This window comes from Bradyrhizobium sp. CSA112, assembly GCF_029051645.1.
Lineage (GTDB): Bacteria > Pseudomonadota > Alphaproteobacteria > Rhizobiales > Xanthobacteraceae > Bradyrhizobium.
Genome location: NZ_JAACFS010000001.1, coordinates 230,343 through 253,224, shown reverse-complemented (window position 1 = coordinate 253,224; position 22,882 = coordinate 230,343). Strand labels below are relative to the sequence as shown.

The 22,882-nt window shown below is 61.2% G+C and carries 23 protein-coding genes; 12 read left to right on the top strand and 11 right to left on the bottom strand.

Annotation, left to right across the window (positions count from 1 at the left end; all coding sequences use genetic code 11):
* Positions 1–316: 316 nt before the first annotated feature.
* The 3 genes from GWE18_RS01315 to GWE18_RS01305 all read left to right on the top strand — a co-directional run bounded on the left by GWE18_RS01315 (position 317) and on the right by GWE18_RS01305 (position 1,951).
* The gene (locus GWE18_RS01315) at positions 317–901 is read left to right on the top strand and encodes a thiamine pyrophosphate-binding protein (protein ID WP_275184007.1); all 585 of its coding nucleotides are present in this window, start codon (positions 317–319) and stop codon (positions 899–901) included.
* 8 nt (positions 902–909) lie between these two features.
* Positions 910–1,524, top strand: coding sequence for a thiamine pyrophosphate-dependent enzyme (locus GWE18_RS01310; RefSeq protein ID WP_275184006.1), 615 nt, complete (start codon positions 910–912; stop codon positions 1,522–1,524).
* A 73-nt stretch (positions 1,525–1,597) separates the two neighbouring features.
* Positions 1,598–1,951 carry a VanZ family protein gene (locus tag GWE18_RS01305; RefSeq protein WP_275184005.1) on the top strand — a complete coding sequence of 118 codons (354 nt, stop codon included), beginning with the start codon at positions 1,598–1,600 and terminating at the stop codon, positions 1,949–1,951.
* Between the two features lie 60 nt (positions 1,952–2,011).
* Here the strand turns inward: GWE18_RS01305 and GWE18_RS01300 are convergent, their stop codons facing one another.
* From GWE18_RS01300 to gcl, 4 genes are all read right to left on the bottom strand, one after another.
* Positions 2,012–2,395 carry a DUF1236 domain-containing protein gene (locus GWE18_RS01300; protein WP_275184636.1) on the bottom strand — a complete coding sequence of 128 codons (384 nt, stop codon included), beginning with the start codon at positions 2,393–2,395 and terminating at the stop codon, positions 2,012–2,014.
* A 129-nt stretch (positions 2,396–2,524) separates the two neighbouring features.
* Positions 2,525–3,412, bottom strand: a complete 888-nt coding sequence (locus GWE18_RS01295) for a 2-hydroxy-3-oxopropionate reductase (protein ID WP_275184004.1) — start codon at positions 3,410–3,412, stop codon at positions 2,525–2,527.
* Between the two features lie 34 nt (positions 3,413–3,446).
* Positions 3,447–4,232, bottom strand: a complete 786-nt coding sequence (gene hyi / locus GWE18_RS01290) for a hydroxypyruvate isomerase (RefSeq protein ID WP_275184003.1) — start codon at positions 4,230–4,232, stop codon at positions 3,447–3,449.
* 17 nt (positions 4,233–4,249) lie between these two features.
* Positions 4,250–6,049 carry a glyoxylate carboligase gene (gcl, locus tag GWE18_RS01285; RefSeq protein WP_275184002.1) on the bottom strand — a complete coding sequence of 600 codons (1,800 nt, stop codon included), beginning with the start codon at positions 6,047–6,049 and terminating at the stop codon, positions 4,250–4,252.
* A gap of 314 nt (positions 6,050–6,363) precedes the next feature.
* On the opposite strand from gcl, the gene GWE18_RS01280 reads away from it, so the two are divergent.
* The gene (locus GWE18_RS01280) at positions 6,364–7,383 is read left to right on the top strand and encodes an N-acetylmuramoyl-L-alanine amidase (RefSeq protein WP_342804215.1); all 1,020 of its coding nucleotides are present in this window, start codon (positions 6,364–6,366) and stop codon (positions 7,381–7,383) included.
* Between the two features lie 45 nt (positions 7,384–7,428).
* Here GWE18_RS01280 and GWE18_RS01275 read toward each other — a convergent pair whose 3' ends face one another.
* Complete coding sequence (locus GWE18_RS01275) at positions 7,429–8,445, bottom strand: hypothetical protein (protein ID WP_275184634.1); 1,017 nt, start codon at positions 8,443–8,445, stop codon at positions 7,429–7,431.
* A 128-nt stretch (positions 8,446–8,573) separates the two neighbouring features.
* Positions 8,574–9,635, bottom strand: a complete 1,062-nt coding sequence (locus GWE18_RS01270; protein WP_275184001.1) for a 2-dehydropantoate 2-reductase — start codon at positions 9,633–9,635, stop codon at positions 8,574–8,576.
* Between the two features lie 456 nt (positions 9,636–10,091).
* Here GWE18_RS01270 and GWE18_RS01265 point away from each other — a divergent pair, with 456 nt between their 5' ends.
* Positions 10,092–10,487 (top strand): DUF1127 domain-containing protein, encoded by a 396-nt coding sequence (locus tag GWE18_RS01265; RefSeq protein ID WP_275184000.1) that lies wholly within the window; start codon positions 10,092–10,094, stop codon positions 10,485–10,487.
* A gap of 129 nt (positions 10,488–10,616) precedes the next feature.
* Here GWE18_RS01265 and GWE18_RS01260 read toward each other — a convergent pair whose 3' ends face one another.
* From GWE18_RS01260 to GWE18_RS01250, 3 genes are all read right to left on the bottom strand, one after another.
* Positions 10,617–11,384, bottom strand: coding sequence for an NYN domain-containing protein (locus tag GWE18_RS01260; protein WP_275183999.1), 768 nt, complete (start codon positions 11,382–11,384; stop codon positions 10,617–10,619).
* Positions 11,385–11,526: 142 nt separating this feature from the next.
* Complete coding sequence (locus GWE18_RS01255; protein ID WP_275183998.1) at positions 11,527–12,378, bottom strand: IclR family transcriptional regulator; 852 nt, start codon at positions 12,376–12,378, stop codon at positions 11,527–11,529.
* Between the two features lie 213 nt (positions 12,379–12,591).
* Complete coding sequence (locus GWE18_RS01250) at positions 12,592–14,757, bottom strand: acetate--CoA ligase family protein (RefSeq protein WP_275183997.1); 2,166 nt, start codon at positions 14,755–14,757, stop codon at positions 12,592–12,594.
* Between the two features lie 185 nt (positions 14,758–14,942).
* Here GWE18_RS01250 and GWE18_RS01245 point away from each other — a divergent pair, with 185 nt between their 5' ends.
* From GWE18_RS01245 to frc, 3 genes are all read left to right on the top strand, one after another.
* Positions 14,943–15,674: a GntR family transcriptional regulator gene (locus tag GWE18_RS01245; RefSeq protein WP_028348850.1), complete on the top strand. Its 732-nt coding sequence runs from the start codon at positions 14,943–14,945 to the stop codon at positions 15,672–15,674.
* A 66-nt stretch (positions 15,675–15,740) separates the two neighbouring features.
* The gene (gene oxc, locus GWE18_RS01240; RefSeq protein WP_275183996.1) at positions 15,741–17,471 is read left to right on the top strand and encodes an oxalyl-CoA decarboxylase; all 1,731 of its coding nucleotides are present in this window, start codon (positions 15,741–15,743) and stop codon (positions 17,469–17,471) included.
* A 64-nt stretch (positions 17,472–17,535) separates the two neighbouring features.
* On the top strand, positions 17,536–18,813 hold the full coding sequence (gene frc / locus GWE18_RS01235) for a formyl-CoA transferase (RefSeq protein ID WP_275183995.1): 1,278 nt from the start codon (positions 17,536–17,538) through the stop codon (positions 18,811–18,813).
* Between the two features lie 114 nt (positions 18,814–18,927).
* Here the strand turns inward: frc and GWE18_RS01230 are convergent, their stop codons facing one another.
* Together GWE18_RS01230 and GWE18_RS01225 are read right to left on the bottom strand one after the other, a co-directional pair.
* Entirely contained in the window at positions 18,928–19,170 is a 243-nt protein-coding gene (locus tag GWE18_RS01230; protein WP_275183994.1) for a helix-turn-helix transcriptional regulator, read from the bottom strand.
* A 12-nt stretch (positions 19,171–19,182) separates the two neighbouring features.
* Entirely contained in the window at positions 19,183–19,740 is a 558-nt protein-coding gene (locus GWE18_RS01225) for a DUF2975 domain-containing protein (protein ID WP_275183993.1), read from the bottom strand.
* 182 nt (positions 19,741–19,922) lie between these two features.
* On the opposite strand from GWE18_RS01225, the gene GWE18_RS01220 reads away from it, so the two are divergent.
* From GWE18_RS01220 to GWE18_RS01205, 4 genes are all read left to right on the top strand, one after another.
* On the top strand, positions 19,923–20,360 hold the full coding sequence (locus tag GWE18_RS01220) for a DUF2147 domain-containing protein (protein WP_275183992.1): 438 nt from the start codon (positions 19,923–19,925) through the stop codon (positions 20,358–20,360).
* Between the two features lie 216 nt (positions 20,361–20,576).
* On the top strand, positions 20,577–20,714 hold the full coding sequence (locus GWE18_RS01215; protein ID WP_197423117.1) for a hypothetical protein: 138 nt from the start codon (positions 20,577–20,579) through the stop codon (positions 20,712–20,714).
* Positions 20,715–21,270: 556 nt separating this feature from the next.
* Positions 21,271–22,281 carry a tripartite tricarboxylate transporter substrate-binding protein gene (locus GWE18_RS01210; protein ID WP_275183991.1) on the top strand — a complete coding sequence of 337 codons (1,011 nt, stop codon included), beginning with the start codon at positions 21,271–21,273 and terminating at the stop codon, positions 22,279–22,281.
* Between the two features lie 86 nt (positions 22,282–22,367).
* Positions 22,368–22,865 (top strand): tripartite tricarboxylate transporter TctB family protein, encoded by a 498-nt coding sequence (locus tag GWE18_RS01205; protein WP_275183990.1) that lies wholly within the window; start codon positions 22,368–22,370, stop codon positions 22,863–22,865.
* Positions 22,866–22,882 lie beyond the last annotated feature (17 nt).

Genomic DNA, 22,882 nt, shown 5'->3' with positions numbered 1-22,882 from the left:
AAGAGCGCAGGGCTTGGCTGGTTGGGCGGAATGGCCGGTGGCGGCCATGATCAGGTGACAGGTCTCAGTGGAAGTGCCCGCGGCGCAGCGGCCGCGGCCAGCGCCGCCGCGTTGGCAGCATTTCGGATATATCCAGCCATTGCCCCTCCCGGTATCTTTTCTTGCTTATCTTACTCGTCGCATCCCGGCTGTAGCGGCGCGCGGCGCAGAGCAGGATACGATCGGAACATGTTGACAATCTCGCCGATGGCGTCAAGTTTCGCCGCTCCAAGAATGAAAGCCGACGAAAAATCGTCGCGGACAAAGGGAGACCGAAATGGCGGTTGCAGAGGAAAAAAACTCGCCAGGTACTTCCGAGAAGAGCACTTCCGAAAGGAGCACTTCCGAAATGAGCTGGCACGACATCGTGCTGCAAACGCTCAAGCGCAACGATATCCGCTTGGTCCCTTACGTGCCCGACCGCGTCCTGACGACGCTGATCAAGAACCTGCACGCCGATCCCTTCTTCACGACCTTTCCAGCGGCGCGCGAGGAGGAAGCGGTCGGGATCGTCTCCGGCGCCTGGATGGGCGGCATGCGCGGCGCAGTGCTGATGCAGACGTCGGGGTTTGCCACGCTCGCGAACGTGCTGGCGTCGCTGGCAATCCCCTACCAGATCCCCCTGATCATGTTCGTCTCCGAGCGCGGCACGCTCGGCGAATTCAACTACGGGCAGTCGCTGGTGTGCCGCACCATGCGCCCGGTGCTGGATTCGCTTGCAATGGAGCATCACACCGCGACGCGGCTCGATGAATTCGAGTTCATCGTCGACCGCTCCATCAAGCAGGCCATCACAACCCAGGCGCCGGTGGCGCTGATCCTCTCGCCGCTGCTCACCGGCGGCAAGGTCTTCGACAAGTGAGCGATCTCATGAACAGCGCCAACGACAACCCGGCCCGCAATACCAAGGTCATGAACCGCTTCGATCTGACCTCGCGGCTGATCGCGAAGTTGAAGAACGAGGAAGCCGTGATCGGCGGTATCGGCAATACCAATTTCGACCTGTGGGCCGCCGGCCACCGGCCGCAGAATTTCTACATGCTCGGCAGCATGGGCCTTGCCTTCCCGATCGCGCTCGGCGTGGCGCTGGCGCAGCCGGATCGCCGCGTGTTTGCACTCGAGGGCGACGGCTCGCTGTTGATGCAACTGGGTTCGCTGACGACGATCGCGACACTGGCGCCGAAGAACCTCACCATGGTGGTGATGGACAACGGCATCTACCAGATCACCGGCGCGCAGCCGACACCGGCTGCCGCCGTCGCCGACATCGTCGCCATCGCTGTCGCGAGCGGGCTCGCCAACAGCACCTGGGCGGCGGACGAAGACGATTTCGAGCGCCTGATCGAACAATCCATATCGGCCGCAGGCCCGACGCTGATCGGCGTGCGTATCGATGACAAGCCGGGCACAGGCACCACCCGCCGCGATCCCGTACAGATACGGGAGCACTTCATGCACGGTATGGGCGTACGGGAGCCACTCTGACAGATTAACCACCGGGCATTGCGTCGTTCGTGCGCATGGACTTACCGTATGGAATGTGTGCTATGCCGGCCCCATGACGATCATCCTTCGACTATTCGCCTGGGGCCTTGCCGCAGCCATTGCCTTCGCGACCCTCGGGCCAGCGGAACGACGACCCCACTTGAACCTGGGGCAGAACGGCGAGCACGCGCTGGCCTTTGTGCTACTGGGGCTCGCCTTCGGGCTGGCCCACGCGCGAAGCCGTTCGCTTACAGCGACCTTTGTCATTGTCTTCACCGGTCTGATCGAAGTCTTGCAGTTCTGGGCGCCCGGCCGGCACGCGCGGATGGCAGATTTCGTGGTCGACGCGCTCGCAGCGTCTCTCGGCCTTGTGATTGCCGCGGCGCTCGACTGGAAGCTCAGGCGAACGCAGCGATCGCTGCCGTAACCCATAAAAAATTCCTCGCGGGGATCACCCGCGAGGATGGCTTGGCGACTGTTGCCTTCGTCAGTCGAGGATCCTGACGACCCTGCGCGTGCGCGGCTCCACGATTACACGGCGATCATTGATGACCGCATAGCGGTATTCGGTGTGCCGCGGCACCGTACGCAGTGCGACGGTCGGCGGCAACGGCTCGCCCACCACCACCCGCTCACGAACCACAACAGAACGTTCGCGCGGAATCGAATTGATCACGGCGTTCGGAATTTCCACGGCTGCGCCGACCGCAGCGCCGACGGTGCCGCCGACAATCGCGCCGACCGGGCCACCGACTTCGGCGCCCGCGGCAGCGCCGTCCGCTGCACCTTGCGCGGTCGTCGATTGAGCGAATGCCGCGCCCGAGGTCAGCAACGAAGCAGCAATCAGTGAAACAGCCAAACGATTATTCATTGCACTCTCCAGTGAATTGACGATGTGGCTCAACCACTGGAGGCGTGGGAGGTTCCGGTTCCAATGTGGACGCAAAAAGGCCGCGCCGAAATTTCGACGCGGTTCCAGTCACAGGGAGCTACTAAGAAATCAAGCTGCAGCGATCTCGTGGCTTGCCATCATTTCCAGCGCGCGCACCATGCCCGAATGGTCCCACGCCTTGCCGCCATGAGCGGTGCACGAGCTGAACAATTGCTGAGCGACCGCCGTGCTCGGCAAGGAAATGCCGAGCGCACGCGCGCCTTCCAGCGCCAGGTTGAGATCCTTCTGGTGCAGCTCGATGCGGAAGCCCGGCTCGAAGTTGCGCTTCACCATGCGCTCGCCGTGCACTTCGAGAATTCGCGACGACGCAAAGCCGCCCATCAGCGCCTTCCGCACCAGCGCCGGATCCGCGCCGGCCTTCGATGCAAACAACAGCGCTTCGCCAACCGCCTCAATCGTCAGCGCCACGATGATCTGGTTGGCGACCTTGGTCGTCTGCCCGTCGCCGTTGGCGCCCACCAGCGTGACGTTCTTGCCCATCTTGTCGAACACCGGCTTCAAGGCGTTGAACGCGCGCTCCGGCCCACCGACCATGATGGTGAGGCTCGCCGCCTTGGCCCCGACTTCGCCGCCGGAGACGGGCGCATCGAGATAGTCGGCGCCGAGCGCCTCGATCTTCTTGGCAAACTCCTTGGTGGCGAGCGGCGAGATCGAACTCATGTCGACGACGATCTTGCCTTTCGACAGCCCGGCCGCGACGCCGTCCGGCCCGAACAGGACCGCTTCCACATGCGGCGTATCAGGCACCATGACGATCACGACGTCGGCCTGCTCGGCGACTTCCTTGCCCGACTTGCAGACCACGCCGCCCGCGGCGACCAGCTCCGGTGCAATGGGCCCAACATCGTGCAGGAACAGGCGGTGGCCGGCGGCCTGGAGATGGCCTGCCATCGGGCGCCCCATGGTGCCGAGGCCAATAAAGCCGATATCGATCATTTCAAACTCCCCTTTGTCTTTTCTTGGTTCTTGGTCAGGTATCGGCCGTCAACGCGGCGTGCCAGCCGAGGCCCTCGACCGTCGTCGTCCTCGGCTTGTATTCGCACCCGATCCAGCCGCGATAACCAATAGCGTCGAGATGCCGGAACAGGAAGGGATAGTTGATCTCGCCGGTGCCGGGTTCGTTGCGCCCGGGATTGTCGGCGAGCTGAACATGCGCGATGCGCGGCAGGTGCTTTTGCAAGGTGCGCGCAATGTCGCCTTCCATCACCTGCATGTGGTAGATGTCGTACTGCACGAACAAATTGCTCGAGCGCACGTCGGCGATGATCTGCAGCGCCTGTTCGGTCCTGTTCAGAAAGAAGCCGGGAATATCGATCGTATTGATCGGCTCGATCAAGAGCCTGATCCCTTCCCTGGCGAGCGCATCCGCTGCGAAGCGCAGATTTCCCACCAGCACCTCGTTCAGCTCGACCTTATCTACGCCATTGGGTGCGATGCCGACGAGGCAGTTGAGCTGCCGGCAATCGAGCGCCTTGGCGTAGTCGATGGCGCGCGCGACACCATCGCGAAACTCTTCCACTCTGTCGGGCAGGATGGCGATGCCGCGCTCGCCGGCTCCCCAGTCCCCCGCGGGAAGGTTGTGCAGCACCTGCGTCAGCCCGTGCTGGTGCAACTGCTCGCGCAGCTCGGCCTTGTCGAAATCATACGGGAATAGATATTCCACCCCGCTGAATCCTGCGGCCTTGGCGGCGGCGAAGCGATCGAGGAACGGCTGCTCGCCGAACAGCATGGTGAGATTGGCGGCAAATTTCGGCACGATCTACTCTCCTCGATTTATGCCGGCAGCAGCTTGCCGGATTGCGGCGCGCTCGATTTGGCCGGCGTGTCATCCAGCGGCAGATCGAGCACCTCCTCGAATTCGATGATGTTGTCGATCTCGGTGCCCATCGAGATATTGGTAACCCGTTCGAGAATGAACTCGACGACAACGGGCACCTTGAATTCGGCCATCCATTCGCGCGCGGTTGCGAAGGCTTCCTGCGCATGGTTCGGATCGGTGACGCGGATCGCCTTGCAGCCCAGCCCTTCGGCGACTGCGACGTGGTCCACGCCATAGACCCCAAGCTCGGGCGCGTTGATGTTCTCGAAGGAAAGCTGGACATGGTAATCCATGTCGAAGCCGCGCTGCGCCTGGCGGATCAACCCGAGATAGGAGTTGTTCACGACGACGTGGAGATAGGGCAGCTTGAACTGGGCGCCTACCGCGAGCTCCTCGATCAGGAACTGGAAGTCATAATCGCCCGACAGCGCGACGATCTCGCGGCTCGGATCGGCCGCGCGCACGCCGAGCGCCGCCGGCAATGTCCAGCCGAGCGGACCGGCCTGCCCTGCATTGATCCAGTTGCGCGGACTGTAGACACCCAGAAACTGCGCGCCGGCGATCTGCGACAGTCCGATCACGCTGACATAGCAGGTGTCGCGCCCGAATGCCCTGTTCATCTCCTCGTAAACACGCTGCGGCTTGATCGGCATGTCGTCGAAATGGCTCTTGCGCAGCATCGAGCGCTTGCGGTCCTGGCACGCCGCCGGCCACGCCTGCCGCTCGCGCAGTTTGCCGGCCTTCCGCCACTCCCTGGCGACCGCAACGAACAGCTCCAGCGCCGCCTTGGCGTCGGACACGATGCCGAAATCGGGATTGAAGACGCGCCCGATTTGCGTCGGCTCGATATCAACATGCACAAACGTCCGGCCCTTGGTGTAGGTCTCGATCGAACCAGTGTGCCGGTTGGCCCAGCGGTTGCCGATGCCGAGCACGAAGTCGGATTGCAGCATGGTGGCATTGCCGTAACGGTGGCTGGTCTGCAGGCCGACCATGCCCGCCATCAGCACGTGATCGTCGGGAATGGCGCCCCACCCCATCAGGGTCGGCACTACAGGAACATTGACGGTCTCAGCGAACTGCACCAGCAACCCGGACGCATCGGCGTTGATCACGCCGCCGCCCGCGACGATCAGCGGCCGCTCCGCGACGTTGAGCATCTCGAGCGCTTTCTCGATCTGCTTGCGGGTCGCCGCAGGCTTGTAGACCGGCAGCGGCTCATAGGTCTCGTCGTCGAATTCAATTTCGGCAAGCTGCACGTCGAGCGGCAGGTCGATCAGCACAGGTCCGGGACGCCCGGAACGCATGATGTGAAACGCCTGGCTGAACACGCGCGGCACCAGCGCCGGCTCCCGCACCGTGACCGCCCATTTCGTCACGGGTTTTGCGATGGATTCGATATCGATGGCCTGAAAGTCTTCCTTGTAGAGCCGCGCGCGCGGCGCCTGGCCGGTAATGCAGAGGATCGGGATCGAGTCCGCGATCGCCGAATAAAGCCCTGTGATCATGTCCGTGCCGGCCGGCCCCGATGTGCCGATGCAGACGCCGATATTGCCGGCCTTGGCCCGGGTGTAGCCCTCCGCCATGTGGGAAGCGCCCTCGACATGGCGCGCCAGGATGTGGCCGATCGAGCCGCGCTTCTTCAGCGCGGAGTAAAGCGGGTTGATCGCCGCGCCGGGAACCCCGAAGGCGATGGTTACTCCCTCCTTTTCCAGGATCCGTACGGCCGCATCGATTGCACGCATCCTTGCCATTTCGCACCTCGCTTGACCGTGTTGCTCTGATGCGATCATCACGGCTGCTGTCAGCGATCTCAACGAACTCGAATTTGTTTCCCGCGATGTGGAATGATCGCTGAAAAGGGAAGTCAGATCAGATGGTTGGGGAAGCCGTCAGGTGAAAAACGACGGCGCCGTTTTCTCTTGAAGCCGTCATTGCCTGCGACAAGCGCAAAGCGTTTGCGGGCGCAGGGAACGCCGGTGCCCGGAGGAACCCGCAGCCCATGTCACCGACCCCTTCCGGTATAGCGATCTGAGCTGCTATAATGACCTTTCGGGGAGGGGCGAGCATGAAGCGTCGCGAGTTCATTTGTGTTCTCGGCAGTATCGCTTCGGGATCTTGGCCCCGCCGCCGCACCATCATCGCCGCGATGGCCGCAATGGTGCTTCTGCCGATCGAGGTCAGCGATGCCGGCTGGCTGTCGGACCTCTTCAAAGGCTCGTCAAAGCAAGCCAAATCGGCCAAACAAGCCAAATCGCCAAGGCACGTCGCTTCACGCAAGCCTGCCACTTCGGCGAAGCCTGCCGCCTCGCCAAAGCGCCGCAACGTGAAACTTGCCGCCCTGGGACCCGTCGCCTTGCCCCCTGCCGCTTTGAAACCGGTCGCAGCCGCGTGCGATCCCTCAAAGTTCCGGATTGTTCTGGACGTGGGGCATACCGCTGAATCAGAAGGCGCAATCAGCGCCCGCAACGTCACCGAATTTGTCTTCAATCTGCGCCTTGCGAAGCGGATCGAGGAGAAGTTGAAGGCTGAAGGCTTTGCCGAGACCAGATTGCTCCTGACCGAGGGCAAGGCCAGGCGCAGCCTCTTCAAACGCGTCGCCGCCGCCAACAATCTGCAGGCGGATCTCTTCCTGTCGATCCACCATGACTCCGTGCCCAACAAATTCCTCGAGGACTGGGAATTCGAGGGAAAGAAAAGCCATTTCAGCGACCGCTTCAGCGGCTATTCCGTCTTCGTCTCCCGCAACAATCCGGACTTCAAGACGAGCCTCTCGTTCGCCGAACTGATCGGCAAGGAGATGAAGGCCCAGGGCCTTGATTATGCCAAGCAATATTCCCAGCCCATCATGGGCCGGCACCAGCGTCCGCTGCTCAACAAGGAAACCGGCGTCTATCGCTACGATGAGCTCATCGTGCTGAGAAAGACCCAGATGCCCGCCGTTCTGCTGGAGGCAGGCTCGATCATCAACCGGGACGAAGAGCTCATGATGAATTCGCCTGAACGCCGGGAAATCATCAGCAGCAGCGTCACGGCGGCCGTGAAGGAATTCTGCGAGCCCCGATGGGCCATGCTCGGTCCGCTCTGACAGCGGGAGGCGGCGCCACCTCGCATCGGTCCCGAGCTGCCGACTTCAACCTTTTGACTGCGCCTTGATCTCGTCGAATTTGGAAAGCGCTCGTTCGAACTTTTCGTTGAAGAGCCACATCGCATCAAGAATTTCGCGGAAGGTTGCAGATGTCTTGGCCCTGTCAGCTTGTCCAAAGGTGAAAACGCTGTTGTTTCGCAGATATGCCATGATCTGCGGGTCGGATATTCGGTAGCCGGTCAGGTTGCGTGAGCCGAGTGCGGACCTGGTCGGACTGGGAATAATCTGGATGAGTTCAAAGAGCTTCATCTGATCGATCGGATCAGGCAGTGTTTTCACGATCGCCGGTATTTGCGGGAAAACATCCGCGTGCGCGTTCATCAGGCCATCGCGCACGGCGGTCCAGTGGTTGAACCGATGATCCTGATTGCCGACCCGCGCCTCTTCCCTGTCGTCGCGATCGTTCAGTGCAGGATCGAAGGCTGCAATCGACTTCTTGATCACCGCCCACTTCTTTCGACCATTTTGATCTTCGGGTATGCCGGTCTGCAAACTGCCCTTGTATTTGTTCGAGCGCGCATTCCCGATGTTTTGATTGCCATTTGTCTCGGCAAAGAAGAGCCCCAGGCTGATACGGCCTGCCGCTTCGGCATTGACCGCATCAAGGCCCCTGGCTCGCGCAATGGCAGTGCCCAGATCGACAACATCCTTGAATGGCGTATCTGATTTTTGCGCGTTGACGGGCGGCGCCTGCATGACGTCGAAGAGTCTCCTGTACTCATCGAGCAGCGGCTCATTGTCGGCGCTAAAGTACGCCGGAGGGATTCCGTATTTATTGGGCCCGCCGATTTTGGATGGAAGAGCGTCGGTGAGGTCCTTGTATGCGCTCATCATGCTGTTGCGCGCTAGGTAGAGTGCCTGTCCCGGCAAGTTCGGCAGCGGTTGCTTCGAATTGATCTGCGCGCGCCGCTGGCTCAGGATCGCCTCAAACTGACTTCGTGAGTTATTGTATGTATTGAGCGCGTCCGATTGCTTCTTCGTGAGTACCGCCGGCTCACCCATTGCAGGCGAGGTGAAGCCGAGATTCCCGATGACGGCCGCGATCAGCGATGCGACCGTGCAGAGTCCGAGAGCAAGAGCTGCCGTGGGCTTAGCAGTATGGCTTTTTGTCCCCATGGCGATTTCTCAGCTCAGTTCAGCCGCAGTTCCGTGATGTGCCGCGGATCCGGGTTCAGATCGCCGCGCTCCACGCGCTTGACGATATCCGTCAGCGCTGCATTTGCGACGCAGGAAATGCCGATCTTCTCGCCCTCGCGCACCACAAAGCCGTTGAGGAACTCGATCTCCGTGCGCCGGCCCTTCTGCATGTCCTGCCCCATGGAGGGGCGCTGTTGCGAAGAGGTGCGCTTGCCGTCCTTGAAGCGCTGCTCGTCGCAGACGCGCATCGCCGCCTCGTCGCCTTCGCCGGCACGCGCGATCATGTCGGGCGGCAGATGCAGGATCTCCTCCAGTTGATAGCCCTGCGCCTGTCCGACTCGGATCGCTTCGCTGCCGAGCTTTGTAGAGAAACGGCGAAGCGACTCGCTTTGCAGGATGTCTGCACCCGGCAGACCGGTGCAGGCGGAGAGCCCGTTGCCCATGACGTTGGCGACCAGTTTCGACCAGCGCTCGCCCCAGAGGTTCTCCGTCACCTTGGCGCTGTCGGAGTAGGCGACCAGGCGGCAGACCTCTTCCGCTCGCGGCGTGATGCGGCCATGCACTTCGCCGGCGCGAAACACCGTGTGCGCCGCCCCGCCCTTGCCGGCGCCGCGGTGGATATGGCCAGGCTCCGGCAGGTTCACCGTGATGCTGCTGGCAATGCAGCCGAGCGTCTTGCCCCAGCCGACAATGCCGGCAATCGTCTCCTCGTTCATGCAGTTCTGCAGCGACACGACATAACCGTCCGGCGCCAGATACTGCTGGATCAGCATGGTGGCCCAGGCCGTATCGTAGGATTTCATGCAGACAAAGGCGATTTCGACCGGCTTCTCCTTGGCGAGCTGCTGTGCGTCCGTGACGTGGAGCGCGCGCACCGGAACCGAGAATTCCGCGACATCCATGGCGTGGGTGACGCGCAGCCCGTGCTTTCGCATGTGCTCGACATGCTCGGGCCAGGGATCGATGAACGTGACGTCCTCCCCTGCCTGCGCAATATGGGCACCGGCATAGCCGCCGACGGCGCCCGCTCCGACGATCGCGATCTTCCGGCCCATGCTTCTCCCTCGCATCTTCTTGCAGCAGACGACGCAACCGCGTCCGCTCATCCGTTGCGGGACACTCTAGCGGATCGAGAGGCCCTGCCAACCGTCTGCTTTGCACAGAAGCGGACATGGTACATAGCCAACTTCTTGCATTCGATAAGTATCAAACAACCAGACGATTTCAGAGCCAAGGCAGACTTCACGTCAGGTCACGCCAGCTCGCCTCCAGGATGCGAGTAGCGCCGGCACACCCCTTGATTTTGCGCGATCTCCGTGGTAACTACGCTTCATGATCAAAACGTCGTGCGCATCGTGGACCCGTAAAAACGTAACCCGCTCTCGCTGGGCCGTGGAAGGAGTCGTGCGCTAGGAATTTGACGACGCGATCTTTGCACCAGGCCCCGCCGGCATCGGACGGGGCCTTTTGTTTGGTCACGCTCCCTGCTGGCACAACAGCAGGAGCATCCGATGTCACCCCAACAGACGAACCTCACATCCGAGACCGGGCGCGATGCCGCAGGGCTCCGCCTCGACCTCGCCATCGCTTTGGTGAAAGACGCCTCGGGCAATGCTTTGGCCGAGGCGTGCCCCGATGCCTCCATCGCAGCGCTGAGAGACGCTTCCTCGGAAAAGGAAGCGGCTGGACCACCAGTCGCATGGACGCGGAGCGTCTTGAGTTTGCTCCAGGGATATTGGCGTGCGTTCAGAAAACGGCGCCAAGCCGAGAGTTTGTACGACCTGAATGACAGAGAGCTGATGGATATCGGCCTGACACCCAGTGACATCGACCACGTCGTCGCTCGCCGAGCTATTGAAAGGCTCAGAGATGGCACGACTTATCTATGGCTGTCTCGTGGTGTGTGATGGTAAGTCACCGCCTGTTCTGCACTTTTACCGGCAGGCAGTCTAGCGGATCAGCGAAGCGTGATCCGCCACCTTTCTTCGATCGTCGTGACATGGCGGATTACACTAACGCCGATCCGCCATCGAGCCTCACCCCGCAGGTTTTCGAGCGGTTCGCGTCTTCGGAGGTGATCCGGCGGTGGACTTGATCCGAATTCGCATGGATCCGCCCTTGGGCTGATCGATCTCGAAAGAATTTGTCTTTCGCACGAGGTCGCTCAGCTTGCGGGAGCCGAAGGTCCTCGAATCGAAATCGGGGGCCAGGTTGGTAATCCGTTTTCCGACCTCCCCAAGATCGACCCACCCGTCTTCGCTTTCCATCTGGGCGATGACCTTCTTGATGATCGAGGTGGCTTCATCAGGGGATTGGAGCGGCGGCGACTTCGAGGCGGCATCCAGAGTGTTCGCCGTGCCGCCAAGCAGGTTCTCGGTATAGAAGAATCTTCGGCAGGCCTGCCTGAAGCTTTCCGGTGTCTTCTGCGCGCCGAACCCAAACACATCGACGCCGTGCTCCCGGATGCGGGCGGCAAGACGCGTAAAATCGCTATCTGACGACACCAGGCAGAATCCGTCGAAACGACCGCTATGAAGCAGGTCCATGGCGTCGATGACCAGGGTTATATCGGACGCATTCTTCCCAGTCGTATAGGCGAACTGCTGTTGGGGTATGATGGCGTGCTTCGATAGAATATCGGCCCAGGCCTTGGACCGGGCATTGGAGAAATCGCCGTAGATGCGGCGAACACTGGCCTCGCCGATCTTGGCGATCTCCTCGAACAGACCGTCCGCAATCTTTGCAGACGCATTGTCGGCATCGATCAGAACCGCGAGACGGGGCGAGCGGGTTTCAGAAGGCATGAATTTCCCCAATCGCTAAATCGAAAGACATTGTCCCTCGAAGCCGCGCCATGGACAGCGATGGATGGATATAGCGATGTCGGGCCTCGCGCCGCCAGACCTAATTTCCCTTGGGCGGGCAATGACAGACCGCAAAGCCGGCTCAGGCCGTTTTCGCCGCCTCCGGCATCACGCCACCGAGCGCCACCGTCAGCTCCGCCGCCACTTCCCGCACCGTCTGGCCGAGCATCGGCAGCCGTTCATCGGTCAGGCGGCTGGTCATGCCCGAGACAGAAATCGCCGCCAAGGGCTCGGCGCAATCATTGTAGACGACGGCGGCGATGCAGCGCAGGCCCATGCAGGCCTCCTCGTCGTCGATGGCGTAGCCCTGGCGGCGGATCTTCTCGAGCTCCCTGAACAGCTCGCCCGGCCGCACGATCGACTTTTCCGTCAGCCGGGGCATGCCGTGATGACGGATGATCGCGCTGACGTCCTCGTTGGAATAGGTCGCGAGCACCGCCTTGCCGACGCCGGAGGCGACCATGGCGACGCGGCCGCCGACCTTGGTCAGCGAGCGCATGATCTCGCGGCTTTCCATGCGGGTCAGCACGATGATGAATTCGTCATCGACGACGGCGAGATTCGCCGTCTCGCGCGTCAGGTCGCGCAGCTTGCGCAAGTATGGCACCGCCTGCGCCGAGAAATTGCGGCGGCGGGCAAACGTCGCGCCAACCGTGAAGCAGCGCGCGCCGACATGCCATTTCGATTCGGTGCGGTCGAACTGTACGAAGCGGCGGTTCTCCAGCGTCCCCAGCAGGCGATGCACGGTCGAGGTCGAGAGCCCGGTGCGAATGGCGAGATCGCTCAAGCGATAGCCTTCGTCGTCTTCAGCCAGCGTTTCGATGATCGAGAGCGCCCGATCGACGGACTGGACGCCGCTGTCGCGCGCGTCGGTCTCATGGTCCGTACTGGGTTTCGGCTCAATAGCCTTGCGCCGGATCACGTCTTTCTTCATCGCGACCTGCATCCATCCGTACTGCGCCGTAGGATGGGTAGAGCGAAGCGAAACCCATCATCACATGACCAGCGCTACCGGCGTTGATGGGTATCGCTTCGCTCCACCCATCCTACGGGCTCTCCCTGCCTGCGGGGCGAGGTTTACCGAACGTCGTCAATTGAAAATGCCGCTTCGGATGGCTTTCCGAAGCGGCATTTGTTGTTGATAGGCTCAGAGCAGACCCGCGCCGCGCGCCCACTTGTACTTGGCGCCCAGCACTTCGACCGGCAGTTCGGTCGAGTACGCATAGGCCGGGATGCCGTTCTGGTAGAGATATTCGGCGGCCTCCTCGACCTCGACGTCGCCGGCGAGCGAGGCGACGATCGGCTTGACGAAGCCCTTGGCCTCCATCTCCTTCTTCACCTCGACCATGTTGCGGGCGAACACCATCGGCGGCGTCACGATCGTGTGCCAGTAGCCGAGGATCAGCGAGTGGATGCGCTCGTCCGACAGGCCGAGCTTCACCGTGTTGACGTAGGTGATCGGCGGCTCGCCGCCGGTGATATCCACAGGATTTCCGGCCGCGCCGAACGGCGGGATGAACTTGCGGAACGCGGCATCGAGATCCGGCGGCATGGTCATCAGCGACAGGCCGTTATCCACAACCGAGTCCGACAGCAGCACGCCCGAGCCGCCCGCACCGGTGATGATCAGCACGTTCTCGCCCTTCGGCGTCGGCAGCACCGGCACGCCGCGCGCGAATTCGAGCAATTGCCGCAAGGACCGGGCGCGGATCACGCCGGATTGAGCGAGCACGTCCTCATAGATCTTGTCGTTACCGGCGAGCGCACCGGTGTGCGACGAAGCCGCCCTCGCGCCGGCCGAGGTGCGGCCTGCCTTGAGCACGATGACCGGCTTCTTCTTGGAGACGCGCTTGGCGGCCTCCGCAAAGGCGCGGCCGTCCTTGAGGTCTTCGCAGTGCTGAGCAATGAGGTTGGTGTTGGGGTCCTGCTCGAAGAAGGCCAGCAGATCGTCCTCATCGATATCGGACTTGTTGCCGAGGCCGACGATCGCGGAGACACCCATCTTGGCCGAACGCGAGAAGCCGATGATCGCCATGCCGATGCCGCCGGACTGCGACGACAGCGCCGCATGGCCTTTGACGTCGTAGGCGGTGCAGAACGTGGCGCAGAGATTGGCCGGCGTATAATAGAAGCCGTAGATGTTCGGCCCCATCAGGCGGATGTTGTACTTCTTGCCGACCTCGACGATCTCGGCCTGCAATTCAGGGGCGCCCGCTTCGGCAAAGCCCGACGGAATCAGGACAGCGCCTGGAATTTTCTTCTCGCCGCATTCGGCCAGCGCGCCGGCGACGAACTTCGCAGGGATCGCGAACACCGCGGTGTCGATCACGCCGGGCACGTCCTTGACGCTCTTGTAGGCCTTGTAGCCCAGAATATCGGCGGCCTTCGGGTGGATCGGATAGATCTCGCCCTTGTAGCCGCCATTGATCAGGTTCTTCATCACGGAGTTGCCGATCTTGCCGTCCTCGGCGGAGGCGCCGATCACGGCGACGCCCTTCGGCTGCATGATCCGGTTCATGGCCGCCACGATTTCTTCGGTCGGACGCGGCGCGGGGCGCGGCTTGTAGTCGAAGTCGACAACGATGCGCACGTCGGCGGCAATCGCGTCCTTCTTGGTGGCGAACACCGGATTGAGATCGAGTTCGACGATTTCGGGAAAATCGCTGACGAGCTGCGACACCTTGACGATGACGTCCGCCAGCGCATCGCGGCTGACCGGATCACCGCCGCGCACACCCTTCAGCATGTCGTGGGCCTGGATGCCGTCGAGCATCGACAGGGCATCGTCCTTGGTCGCGGGCGCGAGGCGGAAGGTAATGTCTTTCAGCACCTCGACCAGCACGCCGCCGAGGCCGAACGCCACCAGCTTGCCGAATGAGCCGTCGGTGATGGAGCCGACGATGACCTCGGTGCCGCCGGCCAGCATCTGCTGGACCTGGATGCCCTCGATCTTGGCGTCAGCCTTATATTTCTTGGCGTTGCCGAGAATGGTGTCATAGGCCTTTTCTGCATCGGCCGCGGTCTTGAGGCCGACCATGACGCCGCCGGCTTCCGTCTTGTGGAGAATGTCCGGCGAGACGATCTTCATCACCACCGGGAAGCCCATGGTGGACGCGAGCTTGGCGGCCTCAGCGGCGGACTTCGCCACGCCTTCCTTCGGAACCGGGATGCCGTAGGCATCGCACACCAGCTTGCCTTCGGGCGCGGTGAGGCTGGTGCGCTTCTCGGCTTTCACCGTATCGAGCACCCGGCGGACAGCCTCGTGGGCGCTGGGCTCGGCGATCTTGCGGGCCGCATCTGCAGAATTTGACATAGGCTTCCTCCTGGGGGCTAGTTTTATGGCATTTGGTATGCCAGAGTTCAGATTGTCAAGACAAACTATCGCGCAGAATCCCCGAAAACACGGGCACCTTGACATCCTGGTATTTGGTATGCCAAAAATATTCGAGCATTTCTTCTGCTAAGAAGACGTCTCCAAAAACAGGGAGGAGACGAGTCGTGCCCGCACGTAAACAAACCAAGGCGCCGCCTGTCATGGCTGAGGCAGATATCGCAATCGTCCGGATTGCGCCCGAGACGAGCTTCAAGAACAAGGCCTACGAGGCCTTGAAGGAAGCCATTCTCAAGATGGACATATATGCGACGCCTGAGCAGGTGATGCTCGACGAGCGCGCGCTGTCCGAACGCCTCGGCGTTAGCCGTACTCCCATTCGCGAAGCCATCGCGATGCTGGAGCAGGATGGCTTCGTCAAAACCGTGCCGCGTCGCGGCATCGTCGTGGTCCGCCGCACCAAGACCGAGATCGTCGACATGATCCGCGCGTGGGCCGCGCTCGAGAGCATGGCCGCACGCCTGATCACGACGACAGCGCGCAAGAAGGACATCACGGCGCTGCGCGATTTCTTCAAGGATTTTGGCAAGGACCGGCTGCCGCAGGATCATGTCGAGGAATACTCCAAGGCCAACATTGCGTTCCATCAGGCGCTGATCTCGCTTTCGGAATCGCCGGTGCTTGTCGATTTGACCAACGATCTCCTGCTGCATGTGCGCGGCTACCGGCAACTGACTATCGGGCGGAAGGATCGCACCGCGACCTCGCTGCCGGAACATCTCGGCATCATCGAAGCGCTGGAAGCGCGCGACACTGAACTAGCCGAAAAGCGCGCGCGCGACCACACGCTGGGCCTCGCCGCCTATGTCGAAGCGCATGGACAGGAACTTTTTAGCTAGACGCACCTTCGCACCAGAAGACGACGAAAAATCGTCCGAAAACTAACGATCAGGGAGATGAAGCCCATGCTGAATACCGCGACCAAGTCCGTAGCACCGGGCACCGAGCAAGAGCTGACGGATGGCTTTCATCTCGTCATCGATGCGCTCAAGCTCAACGGCATCAACACCATCTATGGTGTGCCGGGCATCCCGATCACCGACCTCGGCCGCATGATGCAGGCCGAGGGCATTCGCGTATTGTCGTTCCGTCACGAGCAGAATGCCGGCTACGCAGCCTCGATCGCCGGCTACCTGACCAAGAAACCGGGCGTCTGCCTCACCGTTTCGGCGCCCGGCTTCCTCAACGGCCTCACTGCCCTCGCGCACGCCACCACCAACTGCTTCCCGATGATCCTGATTTCGGGCTCCTCGGAACGCGAGATCGTCGACCTGCAGCAGGGCGACTATGAAGAGATGGACCAGCTTGCGATCGCCAAGCCGCTCTGCAAGGCGGCGTTCCGCGTCCTGCACGCGGCCGACATCGGCATCGGTCTGGCGCGCGCGATCCGTGCCGCCGTCTCGGGCCGTCCAGGCGGAGTCTATCTCGATCTTCCGGCAAAACTTTTCGGCCAAGTCATGAACGCAGATGCCGGCGCGAAGTCGCTGGTGAAGGTGATCGACGCAGCGCCTGCCCAGATCCCTGCCCCGTCATCCGTCAAGCGCGCGCTCGACGTGCTCAAGGGTGCAAAGCGTCCCCTCATCATCCTCGGCAAGGGCGCAGCCTATGCGCAGGCCGACGACGAGATCCGCGCCTTCGTCGAAAAGACCGGCGCACCGTTCCTGCAGATGAGCATGGCCAAGGGCCTGTTGCCGGACACGCATGCGCAGTCCGCGGGCGCCGCGCGCTCGACCGTGCTGAAGGACGCCGACGTCGTCATGCTGATCGGCGCCCGCCTCAACTGGCTGCTGTCGCACGGCAAGGGCAAGACCTGGGGCGATGCACCGAAGAAATTCATCCAGATCGACATCGAGCCGAAGGAAATGGATTCCAACGTCGAGATCGTCGCCCCCGTGGTCGGCGATATCGGCTCCTGCGTCTCCTCGCTGCTCGAGGGCATGGGCGGGAGCTGGCCGGCTGCACCCGCCGACTGGGTCAACACCGTCAACAAGAAGCGTGACGACAACGTCGCCAAGATGGCGCCGAAGCTGATGAGCAACGCTTCGCCGATGGACTATCACGGCGCGCTCGGCGCACTGCGCACGATCATCAAGGAGCGGCCCGACGCCATCCTCGTCAACGAAGGCGCCAACACGCTCGACCTCGCCCGCGGCGTCATCGACATGTACAAGCCGCGCAAGCGGCTCGACGTCGGCACCTGGGGCGTGATGGGCATCGGCATGGGCTATTCGATCGCCGCCGCTGTCGAGACCGGCAAGCCGGTGCTCGCGATCGAAGGCGATTCGGCCTTCGGTTTCTCCGGCATGGAGATCGAGACCATCTGCCGCTACCAGCTTCCGGTCTGCATCGTCGTCTTCAACAATGACGGCATCTATCGCGGCACCGACGTCAATGCGGGCGGTTCCGATCCGGCGACGACGGTGTTCGTCAAGGGCTCGCGCTACGACAAGATGATGGAAGCGTTCGGCGGCGTCGGCATCAACGCCACCTCGCCCGACGAGCTGAAGCGCGCCGTCAACGAGGCGATGGATTCCGGCAAGCCGACGCTCATCAACGCGGTGATCGATCCGGCGGCCGGTTCCGAAAGCGGCCGCATCGGCAACCTCAACCCGCAAAGCGTTTTGAAGAAGAAATAGCCGACCTTCACCCATTCATCCGGCACACGCAGCACAGATACAGATACAGTACGGAGCAAAGACGATGACAAAGGCGCTTACGGGCGTTCGCATTCTTGATTTCACCCACGTTCAGTCGGGCCCGACCTGCACGCAATTGCTGGCCTGGTTCGGCGCAGACGTGATCAAGGTCGAGCGCCCCGGCGTCGGCGACATCACCCGTGGCCAGTTGCAGGACATTCCCAATGTGGACAGCCTGTATTTCACCATGCTGAACCACAACAAGCGCTCGATCACGCTCGACACAAAGAACCCGAAGGGCAAGGAAGTCCTGACCGCGCTGATCAAGAACTGCGACGTGCTGGTGGAAAACTTCGGCCCCGGCGTGCTCGACCGCATGGGCTTCCCCTGGGAGAAGATCCACAGCATCAACCCGAAGATGATCGTGGCCTCGATCAAGGGTTTTGGCCCCGGCCCCTATGAAGACTGCAAGGTCTATGAGAACGTTGCGCAGTGCACCGGCGGCGCCGCCTCGACCACCGGCTTCCGCGACGGGCTGCCGCTCGTCACCGGCGCGCAGATCGGCGACAGCGGCACCGGCCTGCATCTGGCGCTCGGCATCGTCGCCGCGCTCTACCAGCGCACCATGACCGGCAAGGGCCAGAAGGTTACGGCTGCGATGCAGGACGGCGTGCTCAATCTCGCGCGCGTCAAACTGCGCGACCAGCAGCGCCTCGCCCATGGCCCGCTGAAGGAATACAGCCAGTACGGCGAAGGCATTCCGTTCGGCGACGCCGTGCCGCGCGCCGGCAACGATTCCGGCGGCGGCCAGCCCGGCCGCATCGTCAAGTGCAAGGGCTGGGAGACCGATCCCAACGCCTACCTCTATTTCATCACCCAGGCGCCGGTGTGGGAGAAGATCTGCGACGTGATCGGCGAACCCGGCTGGAAGACCCATCCCGACTACGCTAAGCCCCCTGCCCGGCTGTCACGCCTCAACGAAATCTTCGCGCGCATCGAACAGTGGACCATGACCAAGACCAAGTTCGAGGCGATGGAGATCCTCAACAAGGACGACATTCCCTGCGGCCCGATCCTGTCGATGAAGGAAATCATCGAAGACCAGTCGCTGCGCGCCACCGGCACCGTCGTCGAGGTCGATCATCCGACCCGCGGCAAGTACATTTCGGTCGGCAATCCGATCAAGCTGTCGGACTCACCGAGCGAGGTGACAAGGTCGCCGCTGCTCGGCGAGCATACCGACGAGATTCTGCGTCAGGTGCTCGGCTTCTCAGACCACCAGGTAGCCGAAATCCACGATTCCGGCGCGCTCGACCCGCCGCGCAAGCAGGCGGCGGAATAAGCGCTGCGCGCTCAGACGATCTTCAGAATGCATGGCCGCTGATGATGGCGGCCATGCGGTTTCTTACGATGCCGCTTCGTTGAGGTATCGCTTCCACTCTTGATCGATCGCCGACTAATTGCCGTCACCGGCGTCCGCGTCGCGAACCTCTTCACCCTCGACATATCCGAGAATATCTCCGGGCTGGCAATCCAGCTCGCGGCAGATCGCAGCGAGTGTCGAAAAGCGCATCGCTTTTGCTTTTCCAGTCTTCAGGATCGACAGGTTCTGAATGGAAATGCCAATGGCCTCAGCGACGTCTCCGAGGCGACGCTTCCGTTTTGCGAGCATGACATCGAGGTTCACCACGATGGGCACAAGCGTTCACCCTCAAATCGTCAGATCGTTTTCGGACTGCAGGAGGATGGCGTGCTCGATGACGAATTTCAGCGCCATCAGAAAAACGCCGCCAGCGATCGTGCCGACATCAACGGTGTAGAACGGCAGATAGAACTTGGTGTCGCCGATCGCATGTAACGCAAACGCAACCGCGTTGCTCGCAATCGCATCGAGGAATGGCCAAAACACCAGGATGATCCCCATCCACCACACGCCTTGTAGCGTCTCGGACACAAAGATTCGGCCGTGCGCGAATCGATGCACCATCCGGTGAAGGATGCCGATCAATACCGCGAAGAACGAGAGCTGAAGCCCGAACAGCGTCCAGAACAGAAGCTTGCCCGGACCTGACATGTTGAGCGGGTTGGCAATGAGGCCGGCGCACTTCGCCTGCTCGGCGTCCAGACTCTGTGCGATTGCGAGCGAGGCAGTGGTGTTGGCCCGATAGGCCATCCAGGCCGTCACCGGAAAGGCGACCCAGATGGCCCAGAACGCCCAGTCTAGACGGCGAAACCAGCATTGCCGTCCGTCACGAATTGAATCCCACACTATGGCCATCCGAGGCACCCCACGTTCCTGTCGTTGCGACGATGATTTCATAATGCACGTTTCTCACGCTTGACTCAATGGTATTCGCGATTTATTGATTGTTTATCATGAAATTATTCATGATGATCGGGCGCATCGCTTCGATGCGCAATAGCAGCACCTCAGGGCCAAGGAGCATTCCCGTGCGTTCTCACCTCACGCGCCATCTGATCGCAGCACTGTTCTGCATTCCAATTTTTGCAGGCGCCCACGCCGCCAGGACCAACGATCCCGCCGGCGTTTGGCTCACCCAGTCCGGAGACGCCAAGATCAAGGTCAGCCGCTGCGGCAATGCGCTTTGCGGTCGCGTTGTCTGGCTGAAGGAGGCCATCGACAAGGCAACAGGAAAGCCGCAATTGGACGACAGGAATGCCGATCCCTCCCTGCGTAGCCGGCCGGTAATAGGCATATCCCTCTTCGTCGGCATGCAGGAAGCCGGCCCAAACAAGTGGTCCGGAAAGATCTATAATGCGGACGACGGCCAGACCTATGCGAGTTCCGTCACCTTGCTGCCTTCAGGCAACCTGAACGTGCGAGGTTGCGTAGGAACGCTATGCGCGGGCGAAGAATGGACGCGGTGAATTGAGACGCGCCGGTGGACGTTACAGACAACGAAAGACCGCCCGAGATCAGGCGGTCTACCATCTGGAAATGCCGTATCCTTAATTTTTGCTGCATTGCAAACAATCAGATGCTGCTAAGCAAACAAGTCCATTGTTGATTGGTATCTGGTATACATAAATTACCCCTGATCATGAAGCGGGACTGCTCCGCCACTTCGAAAAAAGGGGACTTCCATGTCCAAGACTGCATCCATCGGCCTCCTTCCCTCTAGCACCCTGTTCGGCCGCCTGATGGCCTCAATCGACCGCCTTTTGACCGCGAGCAGCCGCATCGCCGTCCGCAACGGCGACCTCCCCTATTTTGGCCTCTGACGCTTTATTTAGCAGCATCTGACGCGCGGATCCGCGCACGCTGCCTGAGCGACCTTCACCAATGGTTCGATCAATGGCCCCGATTTCCGGGGCCATTTTCATTGCCGCAAACCGATTGCTGGGAAACTGCGTATCTGCGACAAATTGGCTAGTGCGGCAAACCAAAGCAAAAACCATTTGCACTGTGGCATATCATATACAAGAATGCCCAAAATGCTCATGCCAAGAAGCGTGGGCGCACATTGGGGGGATAAGCCGTGCTGCAGTCCGCAAGGGACAGCGAAAAGCGATGTAGCGGAGGACGGGCAGTGCATGCATGCTTCCCTTTTCTTGCGCATCGCAATTTAGCATTGGCCGAAAGGAGCGGATGCCGCTCCAACGGGACCCTCGTACAATTCAAGCTTGGAACTGACTGCGATGGGCAAACCATTGCAGCGCGACGATCATGAGTGCATGAAGCGATCATGAGTGCATGAAGGCCCGACAAGGTTGATCGGGATGAAATTAAAAGCCGGCAAAGACCGGCGTAACCATAGTTCGACGGGAGTGAAACCAAATGAAGCGTTCTGCATATCTTGCGTTCGGGACGATTGCTGCATTGTGCGCCAGCGGAATCGTAGCTCCCGCGACTGCCGCATGGGAGCCGGTGCGCCCCGTTGAATTCATCATTCCCGCCGGCACCGGCGGCGGCGCCGACCAAATGGCGCGCACCATCCAGGGCATCGTCACCAAGCACAATCTGATGAAGCAGCCGCTGGTTGTCATCAACAAGTCGGGCGGCGCCGGCGGCGAAGGTTTCCTCGACGTCAAGGGATCGGCCGGCAATCCGCACAAGATCATCATCACGCTCTCCAACCTCTTCACCACCCCCCTCGCCACCGGAATTCCGTTCAACTGGAAAGACCTCACGCCGGTCGCCATGCTGGCGCTCGACGAATTCGTGCTCTGGGTGAATGCCGACAAGCCGTACAAGACGGTGAAGGACTACGTCGATGCGGTAAAGGCCGCTCCCGCCGGCACCATCAAGATGGGCGGCACCGGTTCGAAACAGGAAGACCAGATCATTACGGTTGCCGTCGAAAAGGCCACCGGCGCCCGCTTCACCTACATCCCGTACAAGGGCGGCGGAGAAGTCGCCGTTCAGCTCGTCGGCAATCACGTCGATTCGACCGTCAACAATCCGATCGAGGCGGTCGCGCAATGGCGTGGCGGCAAGCTGCGCCCGCTCTGCGTGTTCGACGCACAGCGCATGGCCTACGACGAGCCGATCGCCGACGGCAAGGCCTGGAAGGACATTCCGACCTGCAAGTCGGAAGGTCTCGACATGGAATACCTGATGCTGCGCGGCATCTTCATGTCGCCCAGGGCCACCAAGGATCAGGTCGAATACTACATCGAGCTGTTCAAGAAGGTTCGCGCCACTCCGGAGTGGCAGGAATTCATGAAAAGCGGCGCGTTCAACACGACCTTCCTGACCGGCGCCGACTACGCCAAGTGGCTCGAGGTCGAGGAAAAGCGTCACCAGGCCTTGATGAAAGACGCCGGTTTCCTCGCGTCGGGAAACTGACCGAGAAGCATTGATCGACTGAATCTGGATTGGCAACGCAGACGGCGGGCTCTGGTACCGCAGGCTCGATTCCGCACGGAGTTTCGATGACAACAGGAAGTTCGAGCAATACCGGCCCGACCCACAAACTCGTGGAAGCAGGCGTCACGCTGGCGATCGCTCTGTTCGGAGTGATCGTGATCCTGGGCAGCCTCAAGGCAGGAATCAACTGGGGTCCCGAAGGACCCCGCGCCGGGTTCTTTCCGTTCTATATCGGACTCTTCATCCTCGCTTCCAGCGCGATCAATCTGTGGCACGGGCTGCGCGAAGACAATGACGGGCTGTTCGCGGAATGGGGACAGCTTCGTCAGGTTCTGAGCGTCGTTATTCCCACGGCCATCTACGTCGGCTCCATGCCGTTCATTGGCCTCTACGTCGCCTCGATCGTCTTCATCGCATGGTTCATGCGATGGCTGGGCAAATACAACTGGATCATCGTCCTGGCGGTAGCGTTCGGTATGCCCATCGTCACCTACTTCATTTTCGAGCGCTGGTTCATGGTCCCGCTTCCCAAGGGACCGATCGAAGAGTGGCTCGGTCTGTAAACAACGACGCACAGTCA